Annotated in this window: 26 protein-coding genes; 16 read left to right on the plus strand and 10 right to left on the minus strand. The window is 59.8% G+C overall.

Annotated elements, in window-relative coordinates:
* Entirely contained in the window at positions 1 to 825 is an 825-nt protein-coding gene (locus I6J72_RS11950) for a TIGR02206 family membrane protein (protein ID WP_204099342.1), read from the plus strand.
* Positions 826 to 967: 142 nt separating this feature from the next.
* Here I6J72_RS11950 and I6J72_RS11955 read toward each other — a convergent pair whose 3' ends face one another.
* Together I6J72_RS11955 and I6J72_RS11960 are read right to left on the minus strand one after the other, a co-directional pair.
* The gene (locus I6J72_RS11955; protein ID WP_204099343.1) at positions 968 to 2,557 is read right to left on the minus strand and encodes an NAD(P)H-hydrate epimerase; all 1,590 of its coding nucleotides are present in this window, start codon (positions 2,555 to 2,557) and stop codon (positions 968 to 970) included.
* An 11-nt stretch (positions 2,558 to 2,568) separates the two neighbouring features.
* Positions 2,569 to 3,378 (minus strand): Fpg/Nei family DNA glycosylase, encoded by an 810-nt coding sequence (locus I6J72_RS11960; protein WP_204099344.1) that lies wholly within the window; start codon positions 3,376 to 3,378, stop codon positions 2,569 to 2,571.
* A 77-nt stretch (positions 3,379 to 3,455) separates the two neighbouring features.
* On the opposite strand from I6J72_RS11960, the gene I6J72_RS11965 reads away from it, so the two are divergent.
* Together I6J72_RS11965 and I6J72_RS11970 are read left to right on the plus strand one after the other, a co-directional pair.
* Positions 3,456 to 4,952 (plus strand): DUF1846 domain-containing protein, encoded by a 1,497-nt coding sequence (locus tag I6J72_RS11965; RefSeq protein WP_204099345.1) that lies wholly within the window; start codon positions 3,456 to 3,458, stop codon positions 4,950 to 4,952.
* Between the two features lie 218 nt (positions 4,953 to 5,170).
* On the plus strand, positions 5,171 to 6,112 hold the full coding sequence (locus tag I6J72_RS11970; RefSeq protein ID WP_204099346.1) for a rhodanese-related sulfurtransferase: 942 nt from the start codon (positions 5,171 to 5,173) through the stop codon (positions 6,110 to 6,112).
* Positions 6,113 to 6,127: 15 nt separating this feature from the next.
* Here I6J72_RS11970 and I6J72_RS11975 read toward each other — a convergent pair whose 3' ends face one another.
* The 3 genes from I6J72_RS11975 to I6J72_RS11985 form a co-directional block, all read right to left on the minus strand.
* Positions 6,128 to 6,604, minus strand: a complete 477-nt coding sequence (locus I6J72_RS11975; RefSeq protein ID WP_204099347.1) for a hypothetical protein — start codon at positions 6,602 to 6,604, stop codon at positions 6,128 to 6,130.
* 22 nt (positions 6,605 to 6,626) lie between these two features.
* Positions 6,627 to 7,607, minus strand: a complete 981-nt coding sequence (locus I6J72_RS11980; protein ID WP_204099348.1) for a universal stress protein — start codon at positions 7,605 to 7,607, stop codon at positions 6,627 to 6,629.
* A gap of 83 nt (positions 7,608 to 7,690) precedes the next feature.
* Complete coding sequence (locus I6J72_RS11985; RefSeq protein ID WP_204099349.1) at positions 7,691 to 8,170, minus strand: MarR family winged helix-turn-helix transcriptional regulator; 480 nt, start codon at positions 8,168 to 8,170, stop codon at positions 7,691 to 7,693.
* Between the two features lie 214 nt (positions 8,171 to 8,384).
* On the opposite strand from I6J72_RS11985, the gene I6J72_RS11990 reads away from it, so the two are divergent.
* From I6J72_RS11990 to dnaB, 8 genes are all read left to right on the plus strand, one after another.
* The gene (locus I6J72_RS11990) at positions 8,385 to 8,768 is read left to right on the plus strand and encodes a DUF5318 family protein (protein ID WP_239107361.1); all 384 of its coding nucleotides are present in this window, start codon (positions 8,385 to 8,387) and stop codon (positions 8,766 to 8,768) included.
* A gap of 76 nt (positions 8,769 to 8,844) precedes the next feature.
* A complete protein-coding gene (locus I6J72_RS11995) occupies positions 8,845 to 11,082 on the plus strand; it encodes a transglycosylase domain-containing protein (RefSeq protein WP_204099350.1) in 2,238 nt (745 codons plus the stop codon).
* A gap of 15 nt (positions 11,083 to 11,097) precedes the next feature.
* Entirely contained in the window at positions 11,098 to 12,501 is a 1,404-nt protein-coding gene (locus I6J72_RS12000) for a glycosyltransferase family 87 protein (protein WP_204099351.1), read from the plus strand.
* The gene (locus tag I6J72_RS12005) at positions 12,498 to 12,689 is read left to right on the plus strand and encodes a hypothetical protein (RefSeq protein WP_039672728.1); all 192 of its coding nucleotides are present in this window, start codon (positions 12,498 to 12,500) and stop codon (positions 12,687 to 12,689) included. The genes I6J72_RS12000 and I6J72_RS12005 overlap by 4 nt, the downstream gene beginning before the upstream one ends.
* A 138-nt stretch (positions 12,690 to 12,827) precedes the next feature.
* Positions 12,828 to 13,118 (plus strand): 30S ribosomal protein S6, encoded by a 291-nt coding sequence (rpsF, locus tag I6J72_RS12010; protein ID WP_181815413.1) that lies wholly within the window; start codon positions 12,828 to 12,830, stop codon positions 13,116 to 13,118.
* Between the two features lie 63 nt (positions 13,119 to 13,181).
* Positions 13,182 to 13,763 (plus strand): single-stranded DNA-binding protein, encoded by a 582-nt coding sequence (locus I6J72_RS12015; protein WP_115024023.1) that lies wholly within the window; start codon positions 13,182 to 13,184, stop codon positions 13,761 to 13,763.
* A 46-nt stretch (positions 13,764 to 13,809) separates the two neighbouring features.
* The gene (rplI, locus tag I6J72_RS12020) at positions 13,810 to 14,262 is read left to right on the plus strand and encodes a 50S ribosomal protein L9 (protein ID WP_039672721.1); all 453 of its coding nucleotides are present in this window, start codon (positions 13,810 to 13,812) and stop codon (positions 14,260 to 14,262) included.
* Positions 14,263 to 14,891: 629 nt separating this feature from the next.
* On the plus strand, positions 14,892 to 16,331 hold the full coding sequence (gene dnaB, locus I6J72_RS12025) for a replicative DNA helicase (RefSeq protein ID WP_204099352.1): 1,440 nt from the start codon (positions 14,892 to 14,894) through the stop codon (positions 16,329 to 16,331).
* A 27-nt stretch (positions 16,332 to 16,358) separates the two neighbouring features.
* Here dnaB and I6J72_RS12030 read toward each other — a convergent pair whose 3' ends face one another.
* The 4 genes from I6J72_RS12030 to I6J72_RS12045 are packed head-to-tail and all read right to left on the minus strand — an operon-like array spanning position 16,359 to position 20,623.
* Positions 16,359 to 16,862 (minus strand): VanZ family protein, encoded by a 504-nt coding sequence (locus I6J72_RS12030; protein WP_370552143.1) that lies wholly within the window; start codon positions 16,860 to 16,862, stop codon positions 16,359 to 16,361.
* Positions 16,852 to 18,186, minus strand: a complete 1,335-nt coding sequence (locus I6J72_RS12035) for an MFS transporter (RefSeq protein WP_204099353.1) — start codon at positions 18,184 to 18,186, stop codon at positions 16,852 to 16,854. The genes I6J72_RS12030 and I6J72_RS12035 overlap by 11 nt, the downstream gene beginning before the upstream one ends.
* An 11-nt stretch (positions 18,187 to 18,197) precedes the next feature.
* Positions 18,198 to 20,417 carry a cation-translocating P-type ATPase gene (locus tag I6J72_RS12040; RefSeq protein ID WP_204099354.1) on the minus strand — a complete coding sequence of 740 codons (2,220 nt, stop codon included), beginning with the start codon at positions 20,415 to 20,417 and terminating at the stop codon, positions 18,198 to 18,200.
* Between the two features lie 5 nt (positions 20,418 to 20,422).
* A complete protein-coding gene (locus tag I6J72_RS12045) occupies positions 20,423 to 20,623 on the minus strand; it encodes a heavy-metal-associated domain-containing protein (protein WP_204099355.1) in 201 nt (66 codons plus the stop codon).
* A 144-nt stretch (positions 20,624 to 20,767) separates the two neighbouring features.
* Here I6J72_RS12045 and trxA point away from each other — a divergent pair, with 144 nt between their 5' ends.
* Both trxA and I6J72_RS12055 read left to right on the plus strand, forming a co-directional pair.
* Entirely contained in the window at positions 20,768 to 21,142 is a 375-nt protein-coding gene (gene trxA, locus I6J72_RS12050; RefSeq protein ID WP_039672711.1) for a thioredoxin, read from the plus strand.
* A gap of 161 nt (positions 21,143 to 21,303) precedes the next feature.
* On the plus strand, positions 21,304 to 22,140 hold the full coding sequence (locus tag I6J72_RS12055) for a PspA/IM30 family protein (protein ID WP_204099356.1): 837 nt from the start codon (positions 21,304 to 21,306) through the stop codon (positions 22,138 to 22,140).
* A gap of 86 nt (positions 22,141 to 22,226) precedes the next feature.
* On the opposite strand, the gene I6J72_RS12060 is transcribed toward I6J72_RS12055, so the two are convergent.
* Positions 22,227 to 23,453: an NYN domain-containing protein gene (locus tag I6J72_RS12060; RefSeq protein ID WP_204099357.1), complete on the minus strand. Its 1,227-nt coding sequence runs from the start codon at positions 23,451 to 23,453 to the stop codon at positions 22,227 to 22,229.
* A gap of 226 nt (positions 23,454 to 23,679) precedes the next feature.
* Between I6J72_RS12060 and I6J72_RS12065 the strand changes: the two genes are divergently transcribed.
* Genes I6J72_RS12065 through I6J72_RS12075 form a run of 3 tightly spaced genes read left to right on the plus strand, consistent with a single transcriptional unit; the run spans position 23,680 to position 25,837 of the window.
* Positions 23,680 to 24,054, plus strand: coding sequence for a GntR family transcriptional regulator (locus I6J72_RS12065; protein WP_010187877.1), 375 nt, complete (start codon positions 23,680 to 23,682; stop codon positions 24,052 to 24,054).
* A complete protein-coding gene (locus tag I6J72_RS12070) occupies positions 24,051 to 24,851 on the plus strand; it encodes an ATP-binding cassette domain-containing protein (protein WP_204099358.1) in 801 nt (266 codons plus the stop codon). Before I6J72_RS12065 ends, I6J72_RS12070 begins: the two co-directional genes overlap by 4 nt.
* Entirely contained in the window at positions 24,848 to 25,837 is a 990-nt protein-coding gene (locus I6J72_RS12075; RefSeq protein ID WP_239107363.1) for a hypothetical protein, read from the plus strand. Before I6J72_RS12070 ends, I6J72_RS12075 begins: the two co-directional genes overlap by 4 nt.
* Positions 25,838 to 26,158: the final 321 nt, after the last annotated feature.

Raw genomic sequence — 26,158 nt, forward strand, 5'->3', positions numbered from 1 at the left:
ATGCTTCGACCTCGCCGCCCACGGGTAACCCCTACCGACTATGAGCGCATGCAGCAATGGACCCCGCTGCATGCGCTCATGTTGACGATTACCATCGCTGCCTGCGGTGTCTTCATCGTCGGCGCTCGCCGCGTTAAAGGCACAAGCCGTGAAAAGTTCATTCGCCAGATGGTCGGCTGGGTCCTTTTGGTCCTTGGCACCGCATGGACAGTTATTTCTCTGGACCCCTCCCAATTCGATATCCGGGAGTCCCTCCCCTTGCACCTTTGTGACGTGCTGCGTCCCATCTTGGCGCTCGGCCTTATTACCGGCAACGAGCATGCCCTCACCCTGACGTATTTCTGGGGCATCATCCTTAACCCGCAGGCCATCATCACCCCGGATGTCATCTACTACTTTGCCCCGCGCTGGCTGCGTTTTAGCACCTACTGGTTCTTCCACATCGTGGCGCTCGCCGTACCGCTGGGCCTGACCTTTGGCTTGGGCTATCGGCCGACGTGGAAGGGCTACCGTTTTGCCGTGAAGGTCACGCCCATCTGGATGGCCATCGCGATGACGGTCAACGCCAAGACAGACGGTAACTATGGCTTCCTCAACCACGCGCCGGGCAGCCCGTCCATCATCAATCTATTCGGCCCATGGCCCGGCTACATCGTGGTGGAAACCCTTGCCGTCATGGCTGCCTGGGCCGGAATGACGTGGCCGTGGGAAAACACCTCGCTGCGTCGCGGAACCGTGGCCGTGGGGCCACGCGGGCTTATGCGCAAGTCCGTCGGTACTGCGTCCGGGATCCTGCGCCGGGCCACTGTACGTTTTCGTAAATAGTGGCCCGCAAATCGCGGAATTCTAGGGCTTCGTTGCGAAAACGTACCAAGACGGCGGCGGCCAGGTACGGATCGATCAAATAAGGCCCCAGATCTTCGGATTTTTGGGGTGCTATTTGATCGAAACGTACTTAGTAGCGGAGCTAGCGCTCCGCGTTGAGGAGCCGGGCAATGGCCTGTGGGATGGCTGCGGCGATCTGGGAGGCAGAACAGGGGGCGAAGCCGTCGGGAGTCTCGGCCGCGATGGCTGCCGCGTGCGCGTGGATGGCCCCGGCGTGGAGAACTTCGGTGATGATTTCGGTGGGGGACGGGGAGGAAGCGGTGGCGGAAAGCTGGGCGATGACCGCGCCGAGGATCCCGGAGAGCACGTCGCCGGAGCCGGGAGTCGCGGCATAGGAATGGCCGGAATTGAAGGAGTACTGCGGCTGGCCTGGAGCGGTGACGCGGGTGAGGCGGCCTTTGAGCAGGATGATGCTGTTCAGTTCCTCGGCTAGCTCGCGGAGGGCGCGGCTCCAGCCGGTAGTCGCATCGGGAGCAGAGCCGAAGGTGGCCTCGTAGAGGCGGGTGAATTCGCCTTCGTGCGGGGTGAGGATGGTCAGCGGATGATCGGTGACGAGCTGGCGCAGCGAGGTGTTCTGGGCTAGGAGGGTAAGGGCATCGGCGTCGAGGACGGTAGGGAGTTTCTGTGCAAGCACCTTGCGTAGCTCCGCAGCAGCGGCGGCATCGGTACCGCGGCCGGGACCCACGACCCAGGCTTGGGCGCGGCCAGCGGAGGAAACATCCGGGTGACAGACCAGCTCAGGGAGCAGAGACGTGATGGTGTTATTGCCGATGAAGCGCACCATCGACGGCGTGGCCCGCACCGCCGCGGTGGCGCAGAGGATGCCCGCGCCGGGATAGGTGTCGCTGCCGGCGGCCAGGGCTACGACGCCACCGGAATACTTATCGGAGCGCGCTCCGGGTGTGGGATCGATAATGGGCCCGGTGCAGCCGACGGGCCAAGGGCGCGTGGCGCGACCACCCGGGAGCTCGAGCTCGCCAGCGGTCCACTCCCAGGGCGTCGGAACGGTGGGTTCATGGGCGATGAATGCGGCAGGATTATCCAGCTCAGCGAGGGCCTCAGCGAAGGAAGGCGCGCCGGGTAAGAAGAGGTCGGAGACCACCACCTGCCCACATTCAGCGGCCAACGCGTGGCCCAGTCGCGGTGAGCCAAACGTGACGGTGACATTGGCCTCGACAGCATCCGCGGCGACAACGCCGGTATCGGCATCAACACCTGTGGGCATATCGACGGCGACAACGGGCACGCTGGTAGCAGTGGCCTCGCGGTAGAGCGACAGCGCGGCGCCGGTCAGGCCGCGGGCGGAACCGAGGCCCGCGATAGCGTCGATAAGCAGTGCGGTGCCTGTCGGCAGCGCGGACATAGGAGGAAGGACCGTGCCACCCGCGGCGAGGAAGGCCTCCAGTGCTGCCTCGTGGTGCTTCTCGGGGACTAGGGCATGGACGGTGATACCACGCTCGGCCAAGAGCGCGCCGGCAAAGAGTCCATCGCCGCCATTGCCGCCCGGCCCAGCGAGAATGACAACCGCGCCGGGGTGAGCAGCCAGCATCGAGGTGGCAGCTTCCGCCACCGCTGCGGCCGCAAGTTTCATGAGCTGATCCGGCTCCGATTGCTGGGCTAGAAGCTGCTCTTCAGCAGCACGAACAGTGGCAACGGTATAAGCAGGGCGCATACCCTACGAGTCTAGCCCTGGCAGGTAGGGCACCAGAAGAGGTTGCGGCCCTGCATGACCTTCTCCTGTATCTCCGTGCCGCAGACATGGCAGGGCTGCCCGGCGCGACGGTAGACGTAGACCTCGCCGCCGTGGTCATCCTTGCGCGGCTCGCGGCCCATGGCCTCCGGGGTATGGGCTTCGCGGACCGTATCGATGCGACCGTGCTCCACGCCGTAGTCCATGAGTTCCACTAAGTCAGACCAGATTGCATCGAACTCCGCGCGGTCGAGCTGGTTGCCGGGGATGAAGGGGGAAAGTTCCTGGCGGAAGAGGGTCTCGGCGCGGTAAATATTTCCTACACCAGCGAAGAGGCCTTGGTCCATGAGCATCGCGCCGATACTGCGGCGTGAGGCATGTACCCGGGCCCACAGGGCATCGGGGTCAGCATCCTCACGCAGCGGATCCTGGCCCACCTTCGCCACCTTGGCCTGGTATTCCTCCTCCGTGATGAGCGTGCAGAACTGCGGGCCGCGCAGGTTGGCGGCCGTTGTGCCGTTGTCAAGGCGCAGTCGAATCTGGCCCCACACATCAGCAGAGGGCTCGAAGCGTAGGGAACCGATGAGACCCAAATGGATGTAGATGACGTGGCGTGGATCTTCGGCATCGAAGTGGAGGAAGAGGTGCTTGCCAAAGGCTTCGGCGAGGGTGAGTGGGGAGGCGTCGACAAGCGCGGCCTCCGTAGCAAACCTGCCTTGGGGGCTGCTTACGGCGAGTGGTGCATCGCGGAAGTCCGCATTGAGTGTGCGGGCAAGACGGTGAATGACGTGTCCCTCAGGCATGTCAGGAAGTCTACGCGGGGGCTGTGCTGCTGTAGACTTTCCGGGTACTACCCGTTGAACGGAAGGGCCTAAATATTATGGGGCGCGCACTCGGTTTTGACCGTGAAAAATACATTGAACTGCAGTCGGAGCACATTAACGCTCGGCGCAAAGAAATCGGCGGGAAGCTCTACCTCGAGATGGGTGGCAAGCTTTTTGATGACATGCATGCCTCCCGCGTGCTGCCCGGCTTCACGCCGGATAACAAGATTGCGATGTTGGAGCGCATCAAGGATGACGTAGAGATCCTCGTGTGCATCAACGCCAAGGACATTGAGCGCCAGAAGATGCGCGGTGACCTGGGCATCCTCTATGAAGATGATGTGCTGCGGCTTGTCGATGTTTTCAGGGACCGTGGCTTCCTGGTCAACAACATCGTCATGACCCAGTTGGAGGAAGGAAATAGTCAGGCGGAGGCCTTCATCGAGCGCTTGGAGCGCCTAGGCCTGACGGTGGCGCGCCACCGCATCATCCCCGGCTACCCTTCCAACATTGATCTCATTGTCTCCGACGAGGGTCTGGGCAAGAACGACTATGTGGAGACGTCCCGTGACCTCGTCGTGGTGACCGCGCCGGGCCCGGGATCCGGTAAGTTGGCCACGGCATTGTCGCAGGTGTACCACGAGAACCTCCGCGGGGTTCAGGCAGGTTACGCCAAGTTTGAGACCTTCCCTATTTGGAACCTTCCGCTGGATCACCCGGTGAACCTGGCATACGAGGCCGCCACGGTGGACCTCAACGATGCCAACGTCATTGACCACTTCCACCTCTCTGCCCACGGTGAGTCCACGGTGAACTACAACCGTGACGTGGAAGCCTTTCCGCTGCTCAAGTCCCTGTTGGAGCGCCTCACTGGAACTGTTCCCTACCAGTCCCCGACGGACATGGGCGTGAACATGGTGGGCTTCTGCATCACTGATGACGAGGTGTGCCGCGAGGCCTCCCGGCAGGAGATCATCCGCCGTTACTTCAAGACCCTGGTGGAGGAGGCCCGCAACGGACTCGACAATACGCAGTCCGAGCGCGCGGCTGTGATTATGGCGAAGGCCGGCATCAAGGCCACCGACCGCCCCGTGGTGGAGCCGGCCCGCACGAAGGCAGAGGAGACCGAAGGTCCCGCATCGGCGCTGCAGCTTCACGACGGCACCATCATCACCGGCCGCACCTCCCCTCTGCTGGGGTGCTCGGCGGCTACCCTGCTCAATGCGCTGAAGCACCTGGCCGGCATCGACGATGACCTGCACTTGCTCTCACCGGAGTCCATCGAGCCGATTCAGACTTTGAAGACCAAGCACTTGGGCTCGAAAAACCCGCGCCTGCACACCGATGAGGTGCTCATCGCCCTGTCTGTTTCTGCTGCTAAAGACGAGAATGCGCGCCGCGCCCTCGATGCATTGAAGGAACTGCAGGGCTGCGACGTCCACACCACCACCATCCTGGGGTCTGTGGATGAAGGTATCTTCCGCAACCTCGGGGTGCTCGTGACCTCCGATCCGGTCTTTGCCCGCAAGAGTGCTCTCTACCAGAAGCGTTAAAATTCTCACGAACATTGGATGGGGGCGTCTCCTCGGTAGGTAATTCCCCAGACCTGGAACCCGAAAGGTGCAGGTGGGCGTCGCCTAGCGCTTTGCAACGCCCCACCACCCACCAGGGAGTTTCGGGTTCCAGGTCTGGGGCTTTGGGCTAAAGGTGATTGCCGCGTTAGCCCCTGAAAATTGGGGTTTTACTTCGCAGCAGGCCTAGACTTGCGGGCGTGACTATTGGCAAGATTCTCCTCTACTACTGCTTTACTCCCATCGAGGACCCCACCGCGATTATGTTGTGGCAGCGCTCCCTGTGCGAGAAGCTCGGGCTTAAGGGCCGAATCCTCATCTCGGAGCACGGCATCAACGGCACCGTCGGCGGTGACATGGATGCCTGTAAGCGCTACGTGCGCGAGACTCGCGAGTATCCGGGTTTCAAGAAGATGGAGTTCAAGTGGTCGGAGGGTGGCGCGGATGACTTCCCGCGTCTCTCAGTCAAGGTCCGCGATGAGATCGTGGCCTTTGGCGCGCCGGGTGAGCTCAAGGTGGATGAGAATGGTGTGGTCGGCGGTGGCGTGCACCTGAAGCCGGAGGAAGTCAACAAGCTCGTCGAGGAGCGCGGCGAGGAGGTCGTCTTTTTTGATGGCCGCAACGCCATGGAGGCGGAAATCGGCAAGTTCAAAAATGCCGTTGTCCCCGACGTGAAGACCACGCACGATTTCATCGCTGAGCTGGAATCCGGTAAGTATGACTGGATGAAGGATAAGCCGGTCGTTTCCTACTGCACCGGTGGCATTCGCTGCGAAATCTTGTCGTCGCTGATGAAGAATCGTGGCTTCAACGAGGTCTACCAAATTGACGGTGGCATCGTGCGCTACGGCGAAAAGTACGGCAACGATGGCTTGTGGGAAGGCTCGATGTATGTCTTCGATAAGCGTATGCACCACGAGTTTGGCCAGGGGATTGAGGATCCGGGCTTTATCCAGCTGGGCCACTGCGTGCACTGTGGCAAGGGCACCAATACCTTCCACAACTGCATCAACGAGGACACGTGCCGTCAACAGGTGCTCATCTGTGATGACTGCATCCAGCACACAGAGACGCAGCATTGTGGGCGCGAGGATTGCGCGGAGGTCGCCAAGGAGGAAGCGACTGCCCAGAAGCAGAGCTAAAAGCGCGGGGAGGGGCTAGAGTTCCGGGGCTAGGAGAATCTGAATATCGTTAATGCCCCAGAGCATGAAGTTGCCGGCCATGACCCAGAAAATGGCCATCCACCCGCGCCAGCGCAGATACGCCTTGAGCTTGCGCACCATGATGACGGCGCAGCCGATCATGCCCGCGAAGGGGATGATCATCGTCGTGGTCGCGAAAATGGTTCGCTGAGTCTTCGTGCACAACCATGAGGCATAGACCGCCGGGTGGCAGTTGGTGTCGGGGCCAGCGAGCTTGAAAATGCCAGCGAGGAGCAGTGCGTACAGTGCCGAGCCTAGAAGGATAGCCACCATGAACCAGAGCGCTTGGCGCGAAGAGCGGCGGTTGGCTTTGGCTATGGTGAGAGGATCGGGGGCGTCGGCAAGCTCGTCGAAGCTCTGCGGCTCAGGACGGCGCAGGTTAGCGTAGTCCGCGTCCGACGTCAGGTCGTTTTCAGGATGCTCAGCTGCCATGATGTGCAGTTTAACGCGTGAACTAAGACTCAGGACCCGGGCCCGTCGGGCACACCAGTACAGGCACACCCACGTGTGGAAGAAGCTCGGTCGCGGTACTTCCTATGAAGACGCGGGCGAAGGGGCCCATGGGCGCTGAGCCCAAGCAGAGAAGGTCGCCCTTCTTCCACTTGAGTGAGTCCACTGCGCCGGACCAGCCATTGCCGTTGCCGATGGCCGTGGTGACCTCAAGATCCGGGAAGGCGTCCGCAATAAAATCGTGGGCGCGGTCCAAGAGGGAGAGCGAGTACTCGCGCCAATTGGGGGCGTCACTGGGGAAAGTAGGGGAGTAGTCCAGAGGGACGTCGATAAGCCCCTCCGGTGAAAACGCCAGAACCCGCAGAGGTAACCCGGTGCGGTGGGCCATGTATGCAGCGCGGAGGAGTGCTGGGTCGTCATCGGCGCCGCGGTCGGTAAACGCGAAGTTGATGCGCGTGACCCCGTGCTTGGAGAGCTTAATGCTGCGCGGGCTCAAGCCGACAGGAAGCGGAGAATAGTGCAGGAGGGCATCCGCCGTGGAGCCGGAGAAGAATCGGCCCTTCGGCGCGGACTGATTGGCACCCAACAAGATGACATGGGCATCGAACTCTTGGGCCATCTCCTCCAAGAGCTGTGGGCGGGAGGGGCCGGCGACGAGTACAGACACGTCCTTATCCCACTGGGATTTGTGCACGCCCGCTGCACTCAAGGCGTCACGGACAGCCTCTTCGCAGGCAGCGCGTTCCTTCTTGAACCACTTCTTATAGGAACCGCTGAGCTTGCTTAAGGAGGTGACCGTTAGCGGTTGCGAGATGGTGGACACGACGCGGATCTGCGTAGGCGTGGTGCGCGCGATCCACGCGGCAAAGTCAATAGCCTCCGTGCCGGCGGAATTGGGGCTCCACGATACGAGGATGCGGACCGGAGGGAGCGAGTCCTCTGATGCTACGAGCCCCGGAGAGGGGCGTGAAGATTTCTTAACCATTCAGTACACGTGTCGGGGTTGTTTATTCCATTATCGACCCCTCCGGCCTTAAAATAAAATCTGCATAAGGCCTCCTCTAAGGTCTATTTTCCTTCCATGATGGGGCGGTAGACATCCGCCAGCTTGGAGATCAGGTTCACGAGGGCGTCGGCATCCTTGATATCCTCCGGCTCCAGCCATCGCAGAATCTCCGCCAAAGCGGCTGCACGCTGGCGAGAGACGATGGTCAGCTCGGACTCGCCCAGCTGGGTAAGGGCAACGAGAACACCGCGGCGATCCTTCTCGTCACGGTGACGCTCCACAAAACCATGGCGTTCCAATTGGTACAGGGCATTAGATGCGGTGGGCATACGGATCAGCTCTGCCTGGGCGATGGTGCTCACGCGGGAAGGGCCGCGCAGGCGGAGTTGGTTCATGATGGACACCTGGGAGGTGGTCAGGGAGGTGCCCTCCGTGGTGCGCTGGAAAATCAACATAAGTTTGTTGAGCGCGGGCTGAATCTGGCGGGCAACATCAAGGGCGTCCTCGTACGGTACGGGGGATTCGATATTTTCTTCACTCATGGAAAGTAAGTTTAGCGAGTTATGTGCCCTAATGGTAGTTAGCTTGCTGAAAAGTTTAGTTTTGCAGCGTGAATCGCTTACACCTTCCCAGTCTTCTATGGGAGTAGGCCCGTAGATTGTTGTCGCAGCCCCTACTAAAATGTATCGGGTAGATGCGGCGTCGTAGCCAGCGATGAGTATTGGTAAGGATGAGTTTTAGTAAGGAGGTATTCAGGTGTCGGCGAAAGCAACCGTAACAGTGGCTTATCGCAACGAGGTCTCCTATGAGTGGGAACGCGCCCAGCATCTGCGCGATTATCGTGCGGGCCGGATGAGCCGTGACGAGCTCTGCGACGCCGATTTCCTCCTTCGCGCCGCGGCGGAGCACCATGGCGTCGATATGCATAAGTCCTGCCCCATCTGCGAGCACGACTTGCGCCTCACACGCTGGGTATATGGCGATTCCCTGGGGCGCCGTGCAGGAAGTGCACGCAGCGAGCAGGAGATTGCGGATCTGGTGGCCGAGGGGCTGGAGTTTACGGTCCATGCGGTGGAGGTATGTCCGGCGTGCCGTTGGAATCATCTTCTTCGGGCCGCCACGGTCTATGCTTTAGGGTAGTTTTGGCTTCCCAGTTCACGCCGGTAAGCTGCATGTATTTACAGTTTCTGTACAGGATTGATGAGGACACGGATCAGTGACCGAAAAGGAAACGTCTCGGCGAAAGCCAGGTGGCCACAGGAAGAAGAGCTCCGACGACGGACGCCGCCGCAAGCGCAGGTGGCCATGGGTTGTGCTCGTTGTCCTGCTCGTGATCGTGGCCGTGCCTGCGGCTCTTTTTGGCTACGCCTATACGCAGTACGACGTCCCCGACTCCAAAGAGTTGCAGCCCAGCCAGATTTCCACCATCGTTGCCCGCGATGGTGAATCGCAGTTGGCTAAGCTCGTGCCGCCAGAAGGCAACCGCCGCCAAGTCACCTTGGAAGAGATTCCAGACTATGTTGAGGACTCGGTTCTGGCTGCGGAAGACCGCGAGTTCTGGACCAACTCTGGCTTCTCCTTTACCGGCCTGGGCCGTGCCGTGTTGGGCAAGCTCACCGGCGATAGCAGCGCCGGTGGTGGCTCCACCATTACTCAGCAGTATGTGAAGAACACGCTGGTAGGTGACGAATACTCTTATGTCCGCAAGATTCGTGAGCTCATCTACTCCGTGAAGATGACCAATGAGTGGTCCAAGGAGGAAATCCTTAACGCTTACCTCAATACCGTCTACTTCGGCCGCAACGCCTATGGCATTGAGGCAGCGTCCAACGCGTACTTTAATAAGGACGCTAAGGACCTCACGAAGGAAGAAGGCGCGCTGCTCGCGGGCGTTATCCAGTCACCGTCTGTCCTTGATCCGTGGGTAGATGAGGAACGTTCTCATGCTCGTTGGGACTACGTCATGGATGGCCTCGTGGAGATGGGTGACCTGGATCAGGCTGAACGCGATCAGTTGGTCTTCCCGGAAACTCGTGATCCGTCTGAGTATTCCGCCTACACCGAAGCGCCAGGCGCTTATGGCCACATCAAGAACCAGGTCATCGATGAGCTGTCCCGTGTGGGCATCACTGAGGATCAGCTGGCCACTGGTGGCCTGAAGGTGACGACAACCATTGATATGACCGTCCAGAATGCGTCGACGGATGCTGCTCATGCAGAGCTGGGAGTGCTGCAGGAAGATGCACGTGCAGCGGCGGTCACCATTGACCCGGCTACGGGTGCCGTGCGCGGCTACTATGGCGGCGATGATTCTGGCGGCTGGGATTATGCCAATTCCCCGCTGCAGACAGGTTCAACCTTCAAGATTATGACCCTGGCCGCAGCGCTCCAGCAGGGCATCGATCTCAATACTTATTACTCCTCGGCGCCCTACCAGCTGCCTGGATCGCAGCTCGTGACCAACGACGTGGGTGCCGGCTGCGGTAGCTGCTCCATCGCTGAGGCAATGAAGAATTCTTATAACACGTCCTTCCTGCGCCTCCAGGATGACTTGGAAAACAAGACGCAGGACACCGCGGATATGGCGCATGCGTTGGGCGTGCCGCGCAGTCTTCCGGGGATTGAAAAGACCCTCACTGAAAATGGTGGAACCCCGTACGAGGGCATCGTGCTGGGCCAGTACCAGTCGCGTCCGCTCGATATAGCGACGGCAATGGCCACCTTGACCAACCAAGGCATATGGCATCAGCCGCACTTCGTGGAAAAGGTAGAAAACGCTGCCGGCGAAGTCCTCTACGAGAACCCGACCGACGGCGGTGAACGCCGTGTCTCCGCCAACGTGGCCAACAACGTGATCTCCGCGATGCAGCCAATTGCCGCATGGTCCAATGGTGCGCTAGCTGGCGGACGCCCATCTGCCTCCAAGACTGGTACGACGCAGCTGGGCGATACGGGCCAGAACAAGGATGCGTGGATGGTCGGTTCCACGCCGCAGCTGGCTACAGCAGTGTGGGTAGGCACGGCCGACAACACCTCCGCAATCTTTAATCAGTGGGGCGGCATCATGTACGGCTCCAACTCGCCGACGAAGATCTGGAAGTCCATCTTGGACACCTCGCTTGCTGACGTCGAGCAGCAGGCCTTCCCGCAGGCTTATCCCATCAACTACGGCGTCGGCAGCTGGGGTTCTGGCTATACCTACGACCCGAGCCAGACCCAGACCTGGCAGGAGGCCCCAGCGGCCCCCGAGGAGGCCACCGAGAACGGCGATGAAGGCCAAGACAGCGAAAGCCATGATGGTGAGAACCACGACGGTGAGAACCACGACGGAGGTGGGGGCGATGCCCCAGCACCGCCTGAACAGCCTGCTCAGCCGGAACAACCCGCCCAACCGGATTCCCCGTCGATTGATGAATTGATCGACGACGGACTTAATCAACTTCTTGGTCAGTAGGAGACAGATCCCCCGGTGAGTCAGCAGAAAACTCAACAGCTTGTACCCCTCTCCTCCGAACCGCTAGCGCTGAGTGCGGTCGACGCCCTGGGTGGGCGCACAGGCCGCTTTGCCCGCTCCGGTAATGCTGGGTGGTGGACGCCGCTACGCGTCATCATCACCTTGGCGTGGACCTTCCTGGCTTTCGGTTTTCTGAGCAAGGCCACGTGTGCTGGCAGCCGCCGGGGTGACGATGGAACCATCAGCCTTAACTGGGATGGCAACCGCCAGTACACCTCTTTCTGCTACAACGACATCGTCCCGCTGTACGGCGGACGCGGTCTTGACGAGCCGGGCTTTCCCTACGCCTACTCCTGGGTCGAAGGTGACCTCACCCGCTACATGGAGTACCCCGTGCTTGCTGGCCTTTTCCAAGGGGCCGTCGGGTGGCTGGCGCGCAACACCTATGCAGCGGTGGAGTGGACCGGTATGGCGGAGGTCAGCTGGTACTTCGGCCTTACTGCCTTGGTGATGGCTCTCATCTGGGTGGGCGTCATCGTTATGGTTTTCCAGCTCACCGGAAACCGCGCGTGGGACACTATTCTCGTCGCGGCTAGCCCCCTCGTTGTTATTCACGCTTTTACGAACTGGGACATCCCCTCCGTCGCGTTTATGGTGGGCGCTCTCCTTGCAGTGACGAAACGCAAGAACCTGCTGGCCGGTGTTCTTATTGGACTGGGCACGGCATTCAAGTTGTGGCCGCTGTTCATCCTCGGCGCCTTCTTGGTCCTGGCCATCCGCAACAAGCGGTGGGCGCCGTTCATCACAATGTTCCTCTCCACCATTGTCACGTGGGTCGTGGTCAACCTCCCGGTGGCGGTGATGTATCCGGAGGCATGGCGCGAATTTTTCCGCCTTAACCAGGAGCGCGGTGCTGAGTGGACCACGATCTATGCGCTGATCAACCGCACGACGGACCTCAGCTTTTCGCCGGAATTCCTCAACACTTTCTCCTTGGTGGCGTTCTTGCTGTGCTGTGCAGGCATCGCCCTCTTGGGCTTGAAGGCGCCGCGTACGCCGCGCGTTGCGGAGCTGGTCTACCTCATCATCATGGCTTTCCTCATCTTCAACAAGGTGTGGTCGCCGCAGTATTCTCTGTGGCTCGTGGTACCGGCAGTGTTGGCTTTGCCGCGGTGGCGCCTCATTCTGAGCTGGGCGCTTGCCGACGCCCTCGTATGGCCCATCCTCATGTGGCACATGCTCGGCTCAGAAAACAAGGCCCTGCCGCACGAGATGCTGGATCTGGCAGTTATCACGCGCGATGCCTTCATCATTGCCATTGGCGTGCTGGTCATCCGCCAAATGTGGGGCAAGTCCGAGGACAAAGTCCGTGCGGCCCATGGCGGACGCGATCCCCTCGCTGGAGGATTTAGGAAATGATCATCACGATCGTGGGCATAGTGTCTATCGTTTTGGGCTTCTTGTGCGTAACCACGGCCTACTACCTATTCCAGCGATCTGAGAACCGGACGTGGCCTCTCGTCCTCGGGTTGTTGGCTCTCCTTTTCCTCACTGTCATCCCGGCGAGTACCGCTATTTTCTTTGCGGCAACGACCAACGGTATGTAAGACCGAGCGAGTGATTTCTTTTCCGCCGGTCAGTGCGGTACTGTGTGGGGGTTGCTTGACGCAACAGACCCTCCTGCCATATCCGCAAAGGTGATATGGCCGATACCAATTACTAGACCATAGGAGGTGATGAGGTCCGTGCGTCACTACGAAGTCATGATCATTCTGGATCCCAATCAGGATGAGCGCACCGTAACCCCGTCCCTGGATAAGTTCCTCGAAGCAATCCGCAAGGATGGCGGCAAAGTCGACAAGGTTGACGTGTGGGGCAAGCGCCGTCTTGCCTACCCGATCAACAAGAAGGAAGAGGGCATCTACGCCGTCGTTAACCTGGAGTGCGAGTCCCACTCGGTTCTCGAGCTCGATCGTCGTCTGAACCTGAACGACTCCATTCTGCGTACCAAGGTTCTGCGCACCGACAGCAAATAACGGATACTGGGTTTCGAGCATTTCTACACGAATCCGCGTAACCGATATTTAAGGAGTAAAGACATGGCTCAGGGAGATACCAACATTACGGTTGTCGGCAATATTGTTGCTGACCCGGAACTGCGCTTCACCCCGTCGGGTGCCGCAGTAGCAAACTTCCGCGTTGCCTCCACCCCACGTCGCTATAACCAGCAGACTTCTCAGTGGGAGGACGGCGAGGCCATGTTCCTCACCTGCAACGTGTGGCGCCAAGCCGCAGAGAACGTTGCGGAGACCCTGACCAAGGGCATGCGCGTTATTGTCACTGGCCGTCTGCGCCAGCGGTCCTACCAGACCCGTGAGGGCGACAACCGCACTGTCTTCGAGATTGAGGTCGATGAGGTGGGACCGTCCCTGCGCTACGCTTCCGCACAAGTCACCCGCAAGTCCGCTAACGGCGGAAATGGTGGCAACTACGGCGGCGGCCAGCAGCAAGGTGGCGGCAACTACGGCGGTGGAAACAACCAGGGTGGTTTCTCCGGAAACCAGTCCCAGTCTTCTGCCCCGCAGCAGTCCCAGCAGCAATCTTCTCCGAGTAACGACCCGTGGAATTCGGCACCCCAGGCAGGAAGCTTTGGTGGTGCGGATGCAGAACCCCCGTTCTAAGACTGTCACGCAAGTATTCATTTAACTCAATTGAAAGGCAGGGATCATGAAGCTGATCCTCACCGCTGCCGTTGAGAACCTCGGCGCCCCCGGCGAAATTGTAGAGGTTAAGGACGGCTACGGACGTAACTACCTGCTTCCGCGTGGCCTGGCTATTGTTGCCACCCGCGGCGCTGAAAAGCAGATCGAGGGCATCAAGCGTGCCCAGGATGCTCGTGCGATCCGCGACCTGGATCATGCACGCGAGATCCGTACCCAGCTGGAGGAGCTCAAGGACGTTACCGTCTCTGTGAAGACCTCCGAGTCCGGCAAGCTCTTCGGCTCCGTGTCCGCTGAGGACATCGTGAACGCCGTTGCCGCCGCTGGCGGCCCGAAGCTGGACAAGCGCATCGTTGTGCTTCCTAAGGGCCTGGTCAAGAAGACCGGCAACTACCAAGTCGAGCTGAAGCTGCACGCTGACGTCATCGGCAAGGTGAACTTCTCGGTCGTCGCTGCCTAAGACTTAAGGCGCACGACGGTCTCCTCCGTCCATCCCACGTGTGAGGCGTGGCGAGTGGACGCAGGTCAGACCCACTGACAACAGCAAAGCCCACAGGCCGTGCTTCTCCCACTATGTGAGGTGGTGGAGGAGGCACGGCCTGTGGGCTGTTTTCTTGTCCGCTTTCCTGTCTGCGCACCTTAGCTAGGGGGTTGTGGACAAATGTGGATAACTCCGGAAACCTGTGGATAACTTGGTTGGCTGTTTACGGTGAGTTTACGTGCAGGCAGGTCTGTTAACCTGCTGGTAGCGGGGATTTCGGGCTTATAGTCTTACTTTTCCACTGGTTTTGTGCAGATTTTCACACTGCTGAAAACCTACTTTGACCTGCAGTTATTATATGTGCAGGTCACGGGCTTGGGAAGTTATCCACAGCCGTGACCTTGGGCTTCGCAACAGTTCGGTGTGCTGAGCTGGTAATTCCACAGCCGTTTGTGGATAAATCTGGAAGTTATGCCCAAGGGGGAGTGTCGGGGACCTCGACTAGACTGTTGTGTACTCCGCGCGTATCCCTCGTGCTGAGCAAGCAAGAGTGGAGAATCAGCGCGCTGAATTTGTAGATTTAACGAGCACCCCGGGGGCTGATGACAATGACTAGCGCTAGTTTTGATGACGACTCTGTACCGCTTCCGCCGGAGCCGTCGGAGGAGGAGCCGCGCCGCTCTTTTCGGCGTGATCGCTCACGCCCGGAGGAGCCACAGCGCTACGGAGAATTCCGCCAGCCTCCTGCGGACCGCGAAGCAGAGCAGGGCGTGCTCGGAGCGATGCTCCTGAGCCCCAACACGGTCATGGAAGTCATCGAGGAGCTCGAACCAGAGGACTTCTACTACCCGGCCCACACGCTCATTTACCAGGCCATGATTGACCTGTATGCCGCAGGTACGGATATCGATGCCGTGATTGTGGCCTCCCGCCTGGACCGCTACAACAACTTGGAGCGTGTCGGCGGTGCCCCGTACCTCCATACCTTGCTGGCCACGGTGCCAACGGCTGCTAACGCTCGCTACTACGCGGAGATCGTTGCGGAGAAGGCAGTGCTGCGCAAGCTTGTCGACGCTGGAACGCGTGTGGTCCAGTTGGGCTTCGAGGGTTCTGAAGACCTCGAGATCGAATCGGTGCTGGACCGCGCCCAGCAGGAAGTCTTCGCGGTAGCGCAGAAGAAGACAACAGAGGATTATCGTGCGCTGACGGACCTCATTGATCCCACGATTGATGAGTTGGCAGCCCTGCAGCAAAATGGCGTGGAATCTGGAGTTCCCACAGGGTTTATTGACCTTGATAACCTCACCAACGGATTGCGCGCTGGACAGATGATCATCGTGGCTGCACGTCCGGGCGTGGGTAAATCCACGTTGGCCATGGACTTCATGCGCTCGGCATCCTTGCAGCACAACAAAACCTCGGTGGTGTTCTCACTGGAGATGTCTGCCTCTGAGATTGTGATGCGCCTTCTCTCAGCGGAGGCGGAGGTCAAGCTCTCCGATATGCGCGGTGGGCGCGTCTCCACGGAGGACTGGGCCAAGATCGATGACACGCTGAATCGCATCCAGGATGCGCCATTGTTCATTGATGATTCCCCGAACCTCACCATGATGGAGATTCGTTCCAAGGCTCGCCGCCTTAAGCAGCAACATGGCCTCGACCTGATTGTTCTGGACTATATGCAGCTGATGTCCTCGGGCAAGAAGGTGGAGTCTCGTCAGCAAGAGGTGTCGGAATTCTCGCGTCAGCTCAAGCTATTGGCCAAGGAACTTGAAGTTCCGCTGATTGCCATTTCGCAGCTCAACCGTGGGCCGGAATCCCGTACGGATAAAAAGCCGCAGCTGGCAGACCTGCGTGAGTCCGGTTCGCTAGAGCAGGATGCCGATATGGTTATGTTGCTCTACCGTCCGGACTCGCAGGACCGCGATGATCCCCGCGCGGGCGAAGCGGACATTATTTTGGCCAAGCACCGTGGTGGTCCGATTGACACGGTCAAGGTGGCCCACCAGCTGCACTACTCCAAGTTCGTCAATATGGCGCACGGCTAAGGAGGAGACGAAAGCACGGCCCCGGGGCTATAGGTCCACCACCGCGTTGGGGTCACCCAACCGTGGGCCGAGAATAACTAATACCAAGAAAACCGCAGCTGCGGCTAGTGCTAGCCATCGCCACAGCGGGAAGAAACGCTCGCCACAGAGGCGGGCACAGGTCGCTCCGATGAGTGCGCCCAGGGTATTAAAGATGAGATCATCAATATCCGTGCGCCCGAGCGCGAAGGCGTACTGCGTAATTTCAAGCGCCAGGCTCAGCGCGAAGCCCCACGTAGCAGTCTTAGATATCGACCGGCACAGGGCAAAGACCAGCATGCCAAAGGGGATGAAGAAGGCGGTGTTGCCCGCGTACTCAAAGAGCGGGCCAAACCATGTGCCGCCGGAGAATTCATCTAGGGGAACCAGCCGCAGATCGCGGACGCGCTGGTTCTCCGGCTTCCACAGGTAGCCAATCTGATAAAAGGGCTTGAGTGTGGTGAGCGCGACCATCACCGCAATCCATGCGGCAAGGGATACTTTATTGAGCAAGGGCCGTGCCTTTTAACTCGGGGAGGCTGAGCGCTGCGAGTGCCGCTATGGCGAAGGCCGCGGCGAAGAGCACGAAGAGCCAGCCGGCGCCGGCCGTAGCAATAAGAGGTGGGACAATGAGCGGGGCGAGGATAGAGGCGAGCCGGCCGAAACCGGCGGCCGCACCGGTGCCGCGCCCACGCAGTGCGGTGGGGTAGAGTTCTGGGCCGATTGCGTAGAGCGCGCCCCATGCGCCCAAGTTGAAGAAGGACAGCAGGCAGCCGGCCAGAATGATCATGGCCTCGCTGCCGGCAAAGCCGTAGAGACCCGCGGACAACGCGGAGCCCACGAGGAAGGTAGCCAGCGTGCTGCGGCGTCCCCATACCTCAATGAGCCAGGCAGCCGCGGCGTAGCCGGGCAGCTGTGCCAGAGTGATGATGAGCGTGAAGCTGAAGGATTTCACCAGGGAGAAGCCGTCAGCAACAAGCAGAGATGGAATCCAGATGAAGGCGCCGTAGTAAGACAAGTTGACGCAGAACCAGATAGTCCACAGCGCCAGTGTGCGTCCGCGCAGGCTCTGTGACCAGATGCTGGTGGCGGTGATGTCTTCTTCGGAATAGGTAGGCGCAGGGGTGCTGCGGTCAATATCTGCATCATCAACCTCCGACTCGAAGGAGGCGACGACCTTCTCGGCTTCTTCGTGGCGTCCCTGAGTTTCAAGGAAGCGCACAGATTCAGGTAGTTTCAAGCGGACGACGAGGGCGTAGGCCGCCGGCACCATGCCGAGGGCGAGTGCCCAGCGCCAGCCGCTTTGCGACGCCCCCACGACGAACGTTCCGATGACAGCCGCCAGGATCCAACCTACTGCCCAGAAGGCCTCGAGTAAGACGACGAGGCGTCCGCGGACCTTGAGCGGGGCAAACTCGGAAATGAGTGTTGAGGCGACGGGAAGTTCGGCGCCGAGGCCGAGTCCGATAAAGAAGCGCAGGATAAGGAGCGCTACTAGCCCCGTCGCTAGAGCAGACGCGCCTGTGGCGAGGCCGTAGACAAGCAACGTCAGGGCGAAGATGTGGCGGCGGCCAAACTTGTCGGCCAGTAGGCCACCGAAGGTCGCGCCCAGCGCCATACCAATGAAACCAACGGAGGCCAGCCATGAGGACTCAGTAGGCGTAATACCCCAGTGCACGGCAAGGGCGGCCATGATGAAGGAAATGAGGCCGACATCCATGGCATCGAGAGCCCAGCCGATGCCAGAGCCGATAAGAAGGCGTTTGTGTTTGGAAGTGACGGGGAGACGGTCAAGCCGCTCAGTGCGAGAGACTGCATGATGATCAAGACGATTCATGCATAGTTAGATTACTCCGCAGGTGCGAACCTTCTCAGGCGAAGAGAGTTCGTGACGACGAATACCGAGCTAAAGGCCATGGCCAGGCCCGCGAGCAAGGGGTTGAGCAGGCCAAAGGCGGCGACCGGAATGAGAATAATATTATAGGCGAAGGCCCAGAAGAGATTGCCCTTGATGATGCGCAGTGTCTGCCGAGCCAAGCGCACAGAATCGGCCACCGAGCCTAAGTCGTTGTTCATCACGGTGATGTCGGAGGCCTCGATGGCTACGTCGGCACCAGCGCCCATGGCGATACCTAGATCCGCTTGGGCCAGGGCTGCGGCGTCGTTGACGCCATCGCCCACCATGGCCACGACCTTCCCTTCGGCCTGTAGGCGCTTGACGGCATCCACCTTGTCCTCAGGCATGACCTCTGCTTGGACGTCTGATACTGCGATGCCTACCTCGCGTGCGACGGCCTGGGCAGCACTGGTGTTATCACCAGTGAGGAGGTAGGGCTCGAGGCCCAGCTCCTTGAGGCGAGTAATGGCGGACGTGGAGGAATCCTTGATGCGATCGTGGAGCTCGATGGTGCCAGCGAGCGTGCCGTCGACGTAGACGCCGACCTGCGTGCCCGTGCCCTGGTAGCCGGCCGGTGGGCGGCCTACGCGAATCCGGGAGCCGTCGATCGTCGCTTCAATGCCTTGGCCGGGCAGTTCTTCAAAAGCGTCCGTGGCGGGTAGCTCCCCATCGTACGCGGCGACAATGGCGCGGGCGATCGGGTGCTTGGAGCCCTTTTCGACGGCTGCGGCCAGGCGCAGGAGCTCATCCTTGGTGTGGGCGCCGGCAGTTGGCGAGTCAGCGGGCGTCACCGTCGTCACGGACATCTGGCCTTCGGTGATGGTGCCAGTCTTGTCGAGGACGATGGTGTCGATCTGTCGGGTGGATTCCAGGATTTCCGGGCCCTTGATCAGGATTCCCAGTTCGGCGCCGCGCCCGGTGCCGACGAGGATCGCGGTGGGCGTCGCCAAGCCCATGGCGCACGGGCACGCAATGATGAGGACCGCAACGGCGGCGACGAACGCTGGAGCCACGCCACCGACGACGAGGTGCGCGATGAGAGTAAGCAGTGCGATAGCGATGACGATGGGCACGAAGACTCCCGCGATGCGATCTGCAAGGCGCTGGATAGGAGCCTTTGAAGCCTGGGCGTCGGTGACGAGTTTGCCCATCTGAGCTAGAACGGTGTCGGATCCGACACGGGTAGCGCGCACCTCGAGGCGGCCGGAGGCGTTGATCGTTGCACCGGTAACGCGGCTGCCGGGGGAGACCTCGACCGGAAGGGATTCGCCGGTGAGTAGTGACTCATCCACAGCGGAGTGGCCGGCGGTGACGACGCCATCGGTGGCAATCTTTTCCCCCGGACGGACCACAATGATGTCGCCTACGCGCAGGTCGGACGCAGGGATTCGGCTTTCGGTTTCACCGCGCAGAACGGTCGCGTCCTTTGCACCCATGGTGAGGAGCTTGGTCAGCGCCTCGGAGGAACGCCCCTTGGCCTTCACCTCAAACCACCGTCCCAGCAGGAGGAAGGTGATGACCATGCCGACGGACTCGAGATAGATGTGGTCCATCTGGGCGTCGTTGGAGCGCAGCGTCATGTGCATGGTCATGCCGGGCATTCCGGCATTGCCCAAAAACAGCGCGTAGAGTGACCACGCGTAGGCCGCAGTGGTGCCCAAGGTGATGAGCGTGTCCATCGTGGCGGCACCGTGCTTCAGGTTCGCCCACGTGGCCCGATGGAAGGGAGCGCCACCGAAGATATAAACGATGGTCGCCAGGACTAGACACGCCCACTGCCAATGCTGGAACTGCAAGGCTGGGACCATGGACAGCACCATGAGCGGAAGCGAAAGCGCGCCGGAGACGAGCGTGCGCTGCAGTAGGTCGGCAGCTTCGGCATCGCGCGCGGATTCTGTTGTGATGGAGGTGGATTCCTCCTCGTCCTCGCCGCCCACGGTGAAGGCACCATAGCCAGCGCCTTCGACGATCTCAATGAGATCAGACGGGGTGGTCGTGGTCGGGTCATAGCTCACGGAGGCAGATTCCGTGGCGAAATTGACCGTGGCTTCAACTCCCTCCACCTTGTTGAGCTTGCGTTCGACCCGGGAGGAGCACGAGGTGCACGTCATCCCGGTGACGCCAAGGTCGAGGTGGGCAAGGGGGCCGTGGGGCTGGAGGACGTCAGTCATAGTGCTTAGGCCAGCTCGTAGCCGGCTTCTGCAATAGCGGCAGCAACCTGCTCATCGGTGAAGCCTTCGCCGCTGACGCTGACTGCGCCAGTCGCGTGGTCAGCGGTGACCTCAGTAACGCCGGCGATCTCGCCGATCTCTTCCTTGACGGACATTTCGCAGTGTCCGCAGGTCATGCCGGTAACGGTGTAGTTCTTGGTGGCCATAAGCTGTTGTCCCTTCTACTCGTGATGGTTCATCCCCGAGGATATACCCCCCTAGGGTATATATGCAAGGAATAGAACTAGGTTGTGTACCGTTGAGTGGGAAAGAACCTAAGAATGAACCCGAACTGATAGGGAGAATGACCAATGGCAACGATTGATATTACTGAGGAGAGCTTCAAGCAGCTCATCGAAGGTGAGGGCATTACGCTTGTCGACGCTTGGGCGGAATGGTGTGGCCCCTGCAAGCGCTTCGGCCCGATCTTTGAAAAGGCCTCCGAGGAGCACCCAGACGCTACCTTCGCCAAGCTTGATACCGAGGCCAATCAGGAATTTGCAGCTAAGCTGCAGATTCAGTCCATCCCGACCCTCATGGTCTTCCGCGACGGCATCATGGTTTTCCGTGAAGCGGGCGCCTTGCCGCCAGCAGCCCTGGAGGATCTCATCACCCAGGTGAAGGCCCTCGACATGGATGAGGTTCGCGCCCAGGTAGAGAAGGAACAGGGCGAGCAGGCTGAGTAAAATCTCGCCGTTCACAACGCGCGCTTTTCTGTGAGTATCGCTACACTCGCAGGAAAGCGCCTTTTTATTGGGCGCTACATAAACAATATCGACTGACAATATAACCGCACTATAACCGCGGCAGGGAGCACTGCTGCAGGAAGCATGAAGGAGTACGCGCGATGGCTAATCCATTCAGCAAGGGCTGGAAGTATGTGATGGCATCCTTCGATCAGAAGATTGATGAGAATGCTGACCCAAAGGTCCAGATCCAGCAAGCAGTGGAGGGGGCAAAGGAGCAGCACCGCCAGATTTCTGAGCATGCCGCGGAAATTATTGGGCGCAAGTCCCAGCTGGAGATGCAGCTTAACCGCCTGGTGGAGTCCCAAAAAGACTACCAGGATCAGACGCGCCGGGCACTAGAGATGGCGGAGAAGGCTGAGGATCCGCAGACGGCCTCCGAGTACAACCAAGCAGCTGAAGTTGTAGCCAGCCAGCTCGTAGCCGTGGAGAAGGAGCTTGAAGGCCTCAAGGCCCAGCATGAGGCGGCCACCAAGGCTGCTGAGCAGGCAAAGGCTCAGCAGCAGCAGTCGGAGGCACGCCTTAAGGAGCAGCTGGCGCAGGTAGACCAGCTTCTCTCTCAGGCTGATCAGGCCGCGATGCAGGAAAAGAATGCCGAGGCGCTCGACTCCATGAACGAGCTGACGCCGGATGGCTCCACTCCGACTCTGGATGGTGTTCGCGCCAAGATTGAGAAGCGCTACGCTGATGCTCTCGGTGCCCAAGAGCTGCACCGCGCCACCGGTGGTGACCGCATCCAGGAGATTGCGGCCGCAGGTCACGACATGGCCGCATCCTCTCGTCTTGAGGAGATTCGCGCTGAGATGGCTAAGAACAAGGAGCTGGAGTCAGGTTCTGCTGACACGGCTGCCGACGCCCTCGAGGCAGGCACCACTGATGCCGACGCAGCTGGGACGGCCGAGACCGCCGAGGACGCTGAAGGCGGCGACGCCAAGTAGCGCAGGCTCCGAGAGGAATCAGAGATGAAGTAAAGGGACCTTGTGAAAGGTCCCTTTACTTGTGAGGTTTGAGGTCGCTTCGTGCGCTAGCCGTCTTGGCGGCGGATGTTGATGAGCACGCCGCGGATGCCGGAATGGAATCCGTCTCGCAGGTTCACGCGCTGGGTTTCGGTCAGCGTGTATTCGTGCAGCGTCTCGCAGGCGAACTGCAGGAGCGGTCGATCAATTTCTGGGGGCAGGCCACCGCCGGATAGCAGGTGGGCTTGGTCGCGCTGTTCGGAGCTGGCGGCATTGTCGAACCACCAGGAAGCATATTGCTGGCCCACGTCGAAGGGCGACTGGAAGCCAGCGGAACTCCATACTTCTTCGGGGAGCGGAACGTACTTCGAGCGCAGCTTGCGGCGCGGAGCCATCATTGACGGCTTCGGCGCGGCCGGTTTCGGGGCTGCGGTGTTGTCGGCAGAGTCATCGTCGGACGATGAAGTCTGTGGAGCCTTTGCGGTTGCAGCATCCGGTGCTGCAGGGGCCACAGCTGACGGGGTAATCGGTCCCGGCTTCGGAGCTGAGGGGAAGGCGGCCTGGGCTTCCGTGGGCTCGTCGCAGTCGTCATCGTCCTCGGCAAGCTGCGGAGAGGGCTGTGCAGGCGACTCGTCGGAAGAGCCTTCGGGGGAAGAGGACTGGCCAGAGGTCTCGGCGCCCAGAACTGCGTCTGATTCGGAATCCTCGTCACCGTCACGCGGCTCGCGGATTGTTGGTGGCAAGGGTCCTTCGAGGACCTCGAGCTCCATTGCGTCGGCGAAGTCTTCGCGTGGATCCAAGATGGTCGTGGAGTCGCACGCATGACGCAGAGCGGAGGACATGGAATCCCATCCGAATCCGTAGAGGTGCACGCGCACGCCGTTATTGACGGCCTCTTGGACGCCCGGAATCATGTCCGCATCGCCGGAGACGAGCACAAAGTCGGTGACGTGGCCTTTCATTGCGGCGACGATCATGTCTGCGACGAGGCGGGTATCCACAGCCTTTTGTGTGCGGCGCTCGCCCCACTCGATGAGCTGGCCAGTGCGCAGTTGCACGCCGTCGCACACGCGCAGCGCGCGCTGGTAGCGGTGGGGGCCGGTATCAGGAATGCCGTCGTACCAGTATTGGCGGTGAATTCGGTTGCCCACCTGGTTTTCAATCATGGAACCCAGGGAGCTGACAACCTCCGGTAAATCGATTTCTAGCTGGGCCCGAGCGCCGGTCTCCCAAGAGTTATAAAAGCTGGCAAGTAGGTATGAGGTGTCAACGAAGACAAGTGTTCGTTCAAGCATGGCTCCTAAATTCCGTTCTATCGTTTCTAACTAATTTTTCTATGGTCACTTTCGTGAGGTCTCCAGCTTAAGGCTGGTGTTATCCAGTGTGCCCCATTAGTCACAAAACGTCGATAACCTTGGGGAAATTCCCAGGTAATAAACGTGTTTGCCGCAAGTCTTGCGGAGGTTACGGAGCAGGTTATATGGTTAGTTGCATGAGTAACCAACCAACTAGGGGGACTGCATGGATAACTCCGCGCAGCCACTCTTTCGTCAGATAGCGGTACTCATCGAGGACGCCATCATTGAGGGCACTCTCGCCGAGGGCGCCCAGGCACCGTCCACGAATGAGCTCGCCGCCTTCCACAGCATCAACCCCGCCACCGCCCGCAAGGGCCTGACCCTCCTCGTGGATCTCGGAATCCTCGAAAAACGCCGAGGTATCGGCATGTTCGTCACCTCTGGTGCCGCAGACCTTATCCGGGCGCGGCGTCGCCAAGACTTTGCGGCTGAATACGCAGCCCCGCTTATCGACGAAGCCGTGCACCTGGGCTATACCCGCCAGCAACTCCATGACCTCATCGACCTTGTTGCAGAAAGTCGAGGACTCTACTCATGATTTCTACCCCGCACTTCACCTTCGACGACGGCCTCACTCACGGCCTCGTCGGCCCCAACGGCATTGGCAAGACCACCCTGCTGCGCAAAATTGCCGGGCAATTGGGTGGCTCTGGCATCAAAGTCGACGGCGACAAGCCCTACGACAATGAAAAAGTCCTCAACAAGGTTGTCCTCATGGGAATCGACAACCCTCTGCCGGAAGGCTGGAACGTGAAGAAGATCTTCACCGTGGCAAGCCTGCGCTGGCCCACGTGGAGCACAGCGCGCGCTGAGGAACTGGTCGAGCGCTTCGAGCTTCCGATGAAGAACTACTCGGGCCTTTCACGCGGTCAGAAGTCGGCGGCAAGCTTCATCGTTGCGGTGGCCTCGGGGGTGCCGTACATGCTTCTCGACGAACCCTACCTCGGCCTTGACGCCGCCAAGCGGGAGGTTTTCTATGACGTCCTGCGCGAGGAGCACGGGCGCACCATTATTGTCTCCACCCATCACCTCAACGAACTGTCTGGTTTGCTCGATACCGTGGCGCTGATGGGGGAGAACCCTCTGTCTGGTCCCATCGATGAGTTCATTGAGGGCGTCGTCCAGCTCACTGGCTCTGCCGAAACCCTCGATCGTGCGCTGGGGCGCCTGCAGCTCCCGGTACTCGAGCGCGAAACCTCCACCATGGCAGACCGCGCGCTTGTCGACGCCCGCCCCAACCACACCACCAACGTCTTCGACATGGCCCAGGAAATGGGGCTACGTGCCACCGAGGTATCCCTCGAACAGGCAGTTCTGGCATTAGGGGAGGCATGATGAAGCTCTATAGGCATATGGCGCTGAGCTGGAACAGCTTCTTCTACGCTTTGTGGATTGTCATCCTTCCGGTGCTGGGAATGGGCCGTGGGCAAGGTTGGGCCATCGGTTACTCACTTTTTATGGTCCTTATGGTTTACCTTTCGCAGCCTGATTTCACGCGTTATCTGACCTTTGGGTTGAGCACCCAGGTGTGGAATGGGCACCGACGAATCAATGCTTCCCTGACGCTTTTGCTCATTGTTGCCAGTGCACCGTGGGTTTTTCCGTGGTGGACTCTCATCGCGCCAACGGCAGCGTGGATATTCTGCATGGCCAAGCGCGTCGAGCCATCGCGCATGACCGCGAGCTCCCTCATCGTAGGCAGCGATGGTGATTCTTCGACGGGCTGGTTCTCAGCGTCCCCGGTCTCCCAGATTGTGTTGCGCCCTCAAGTTCGCGCGTGGATGTGGGCTGCGATTGGTGTAGCCATCGCAATGGCGATAACCATCGTGGTGATCAAGCTGTGGGATGCCGGCGTGGGCATCGTGGGTGTCATTGTTACGTTGATTGTCCTGCCGCTAGTTGCTGATTCAATCCGCAGCTCACTCAAAGATGCAGTGGCCTTTGGGCTGCCGCGCGGTGCTTGGGCCAAGGCCACTGTGCTGTGCACGGCAATCCCCGTGCTCCTATCGCTCGTGGCCGATCTGGTAGCGATGATGTGGACCGGCAATCCAGCCGGCTTCACCATCGTGTGTCTTGCTACAACGTCACTACTTTTAGCTTTCGCCATTACCGACAAACTGACGTGGCTTTACACAACTGCGCTAGCGGGAGCAATCGCCGTACTGTTCATAGCGTGGCTTATCAATCCCAGCGTTGCGATGGGGTGGGCGCTCACAGGAATGGCAATCATCTACGTCGTGTGGGTTGCCGTGTATCCCCGGATGGCTAAAAAGACCAACGTGTTTAGCCCGGGCCTCATGGGCTGGTTTGGGGCACACTGAGCGCCATCCAATGTCTGTGTAAAAAGGTTGTCTTTGTGCACTTCCTGAAGGGCTAAAACCTTGAGTGAAGTGCACATTTGTGTTTTATTGAGGCCGTGTGTAACCTTATATGAGTCAGCGCGACCGACAGCGCCCCACAGGAACGGAAGTTCTTGGAGAGTGGCGGTAGGAAAACAGGCCCTGACGAACAAAGATTTTCTTTACTCGCAGTACTGCGTTTCATCTGACGATGGTCCGTATGACTGTGTGGTGATGATGTGTGAGAACTCAATAGTGTGCCAATGTACTTTTTTGTGTTGGTTGATTTTATCTTTTTGGCCG

It is taken from the genome of Corynebacterium sp. FDAARGOS 1242 (assembly GCF_016889985.1).
Lineage (GTDB): Bacteria > Actinomycetota > Actinomycetes > Mycobacteriales > Mycobacteriaceae > Corynebacterium > Corynebacterium minutissimum_B.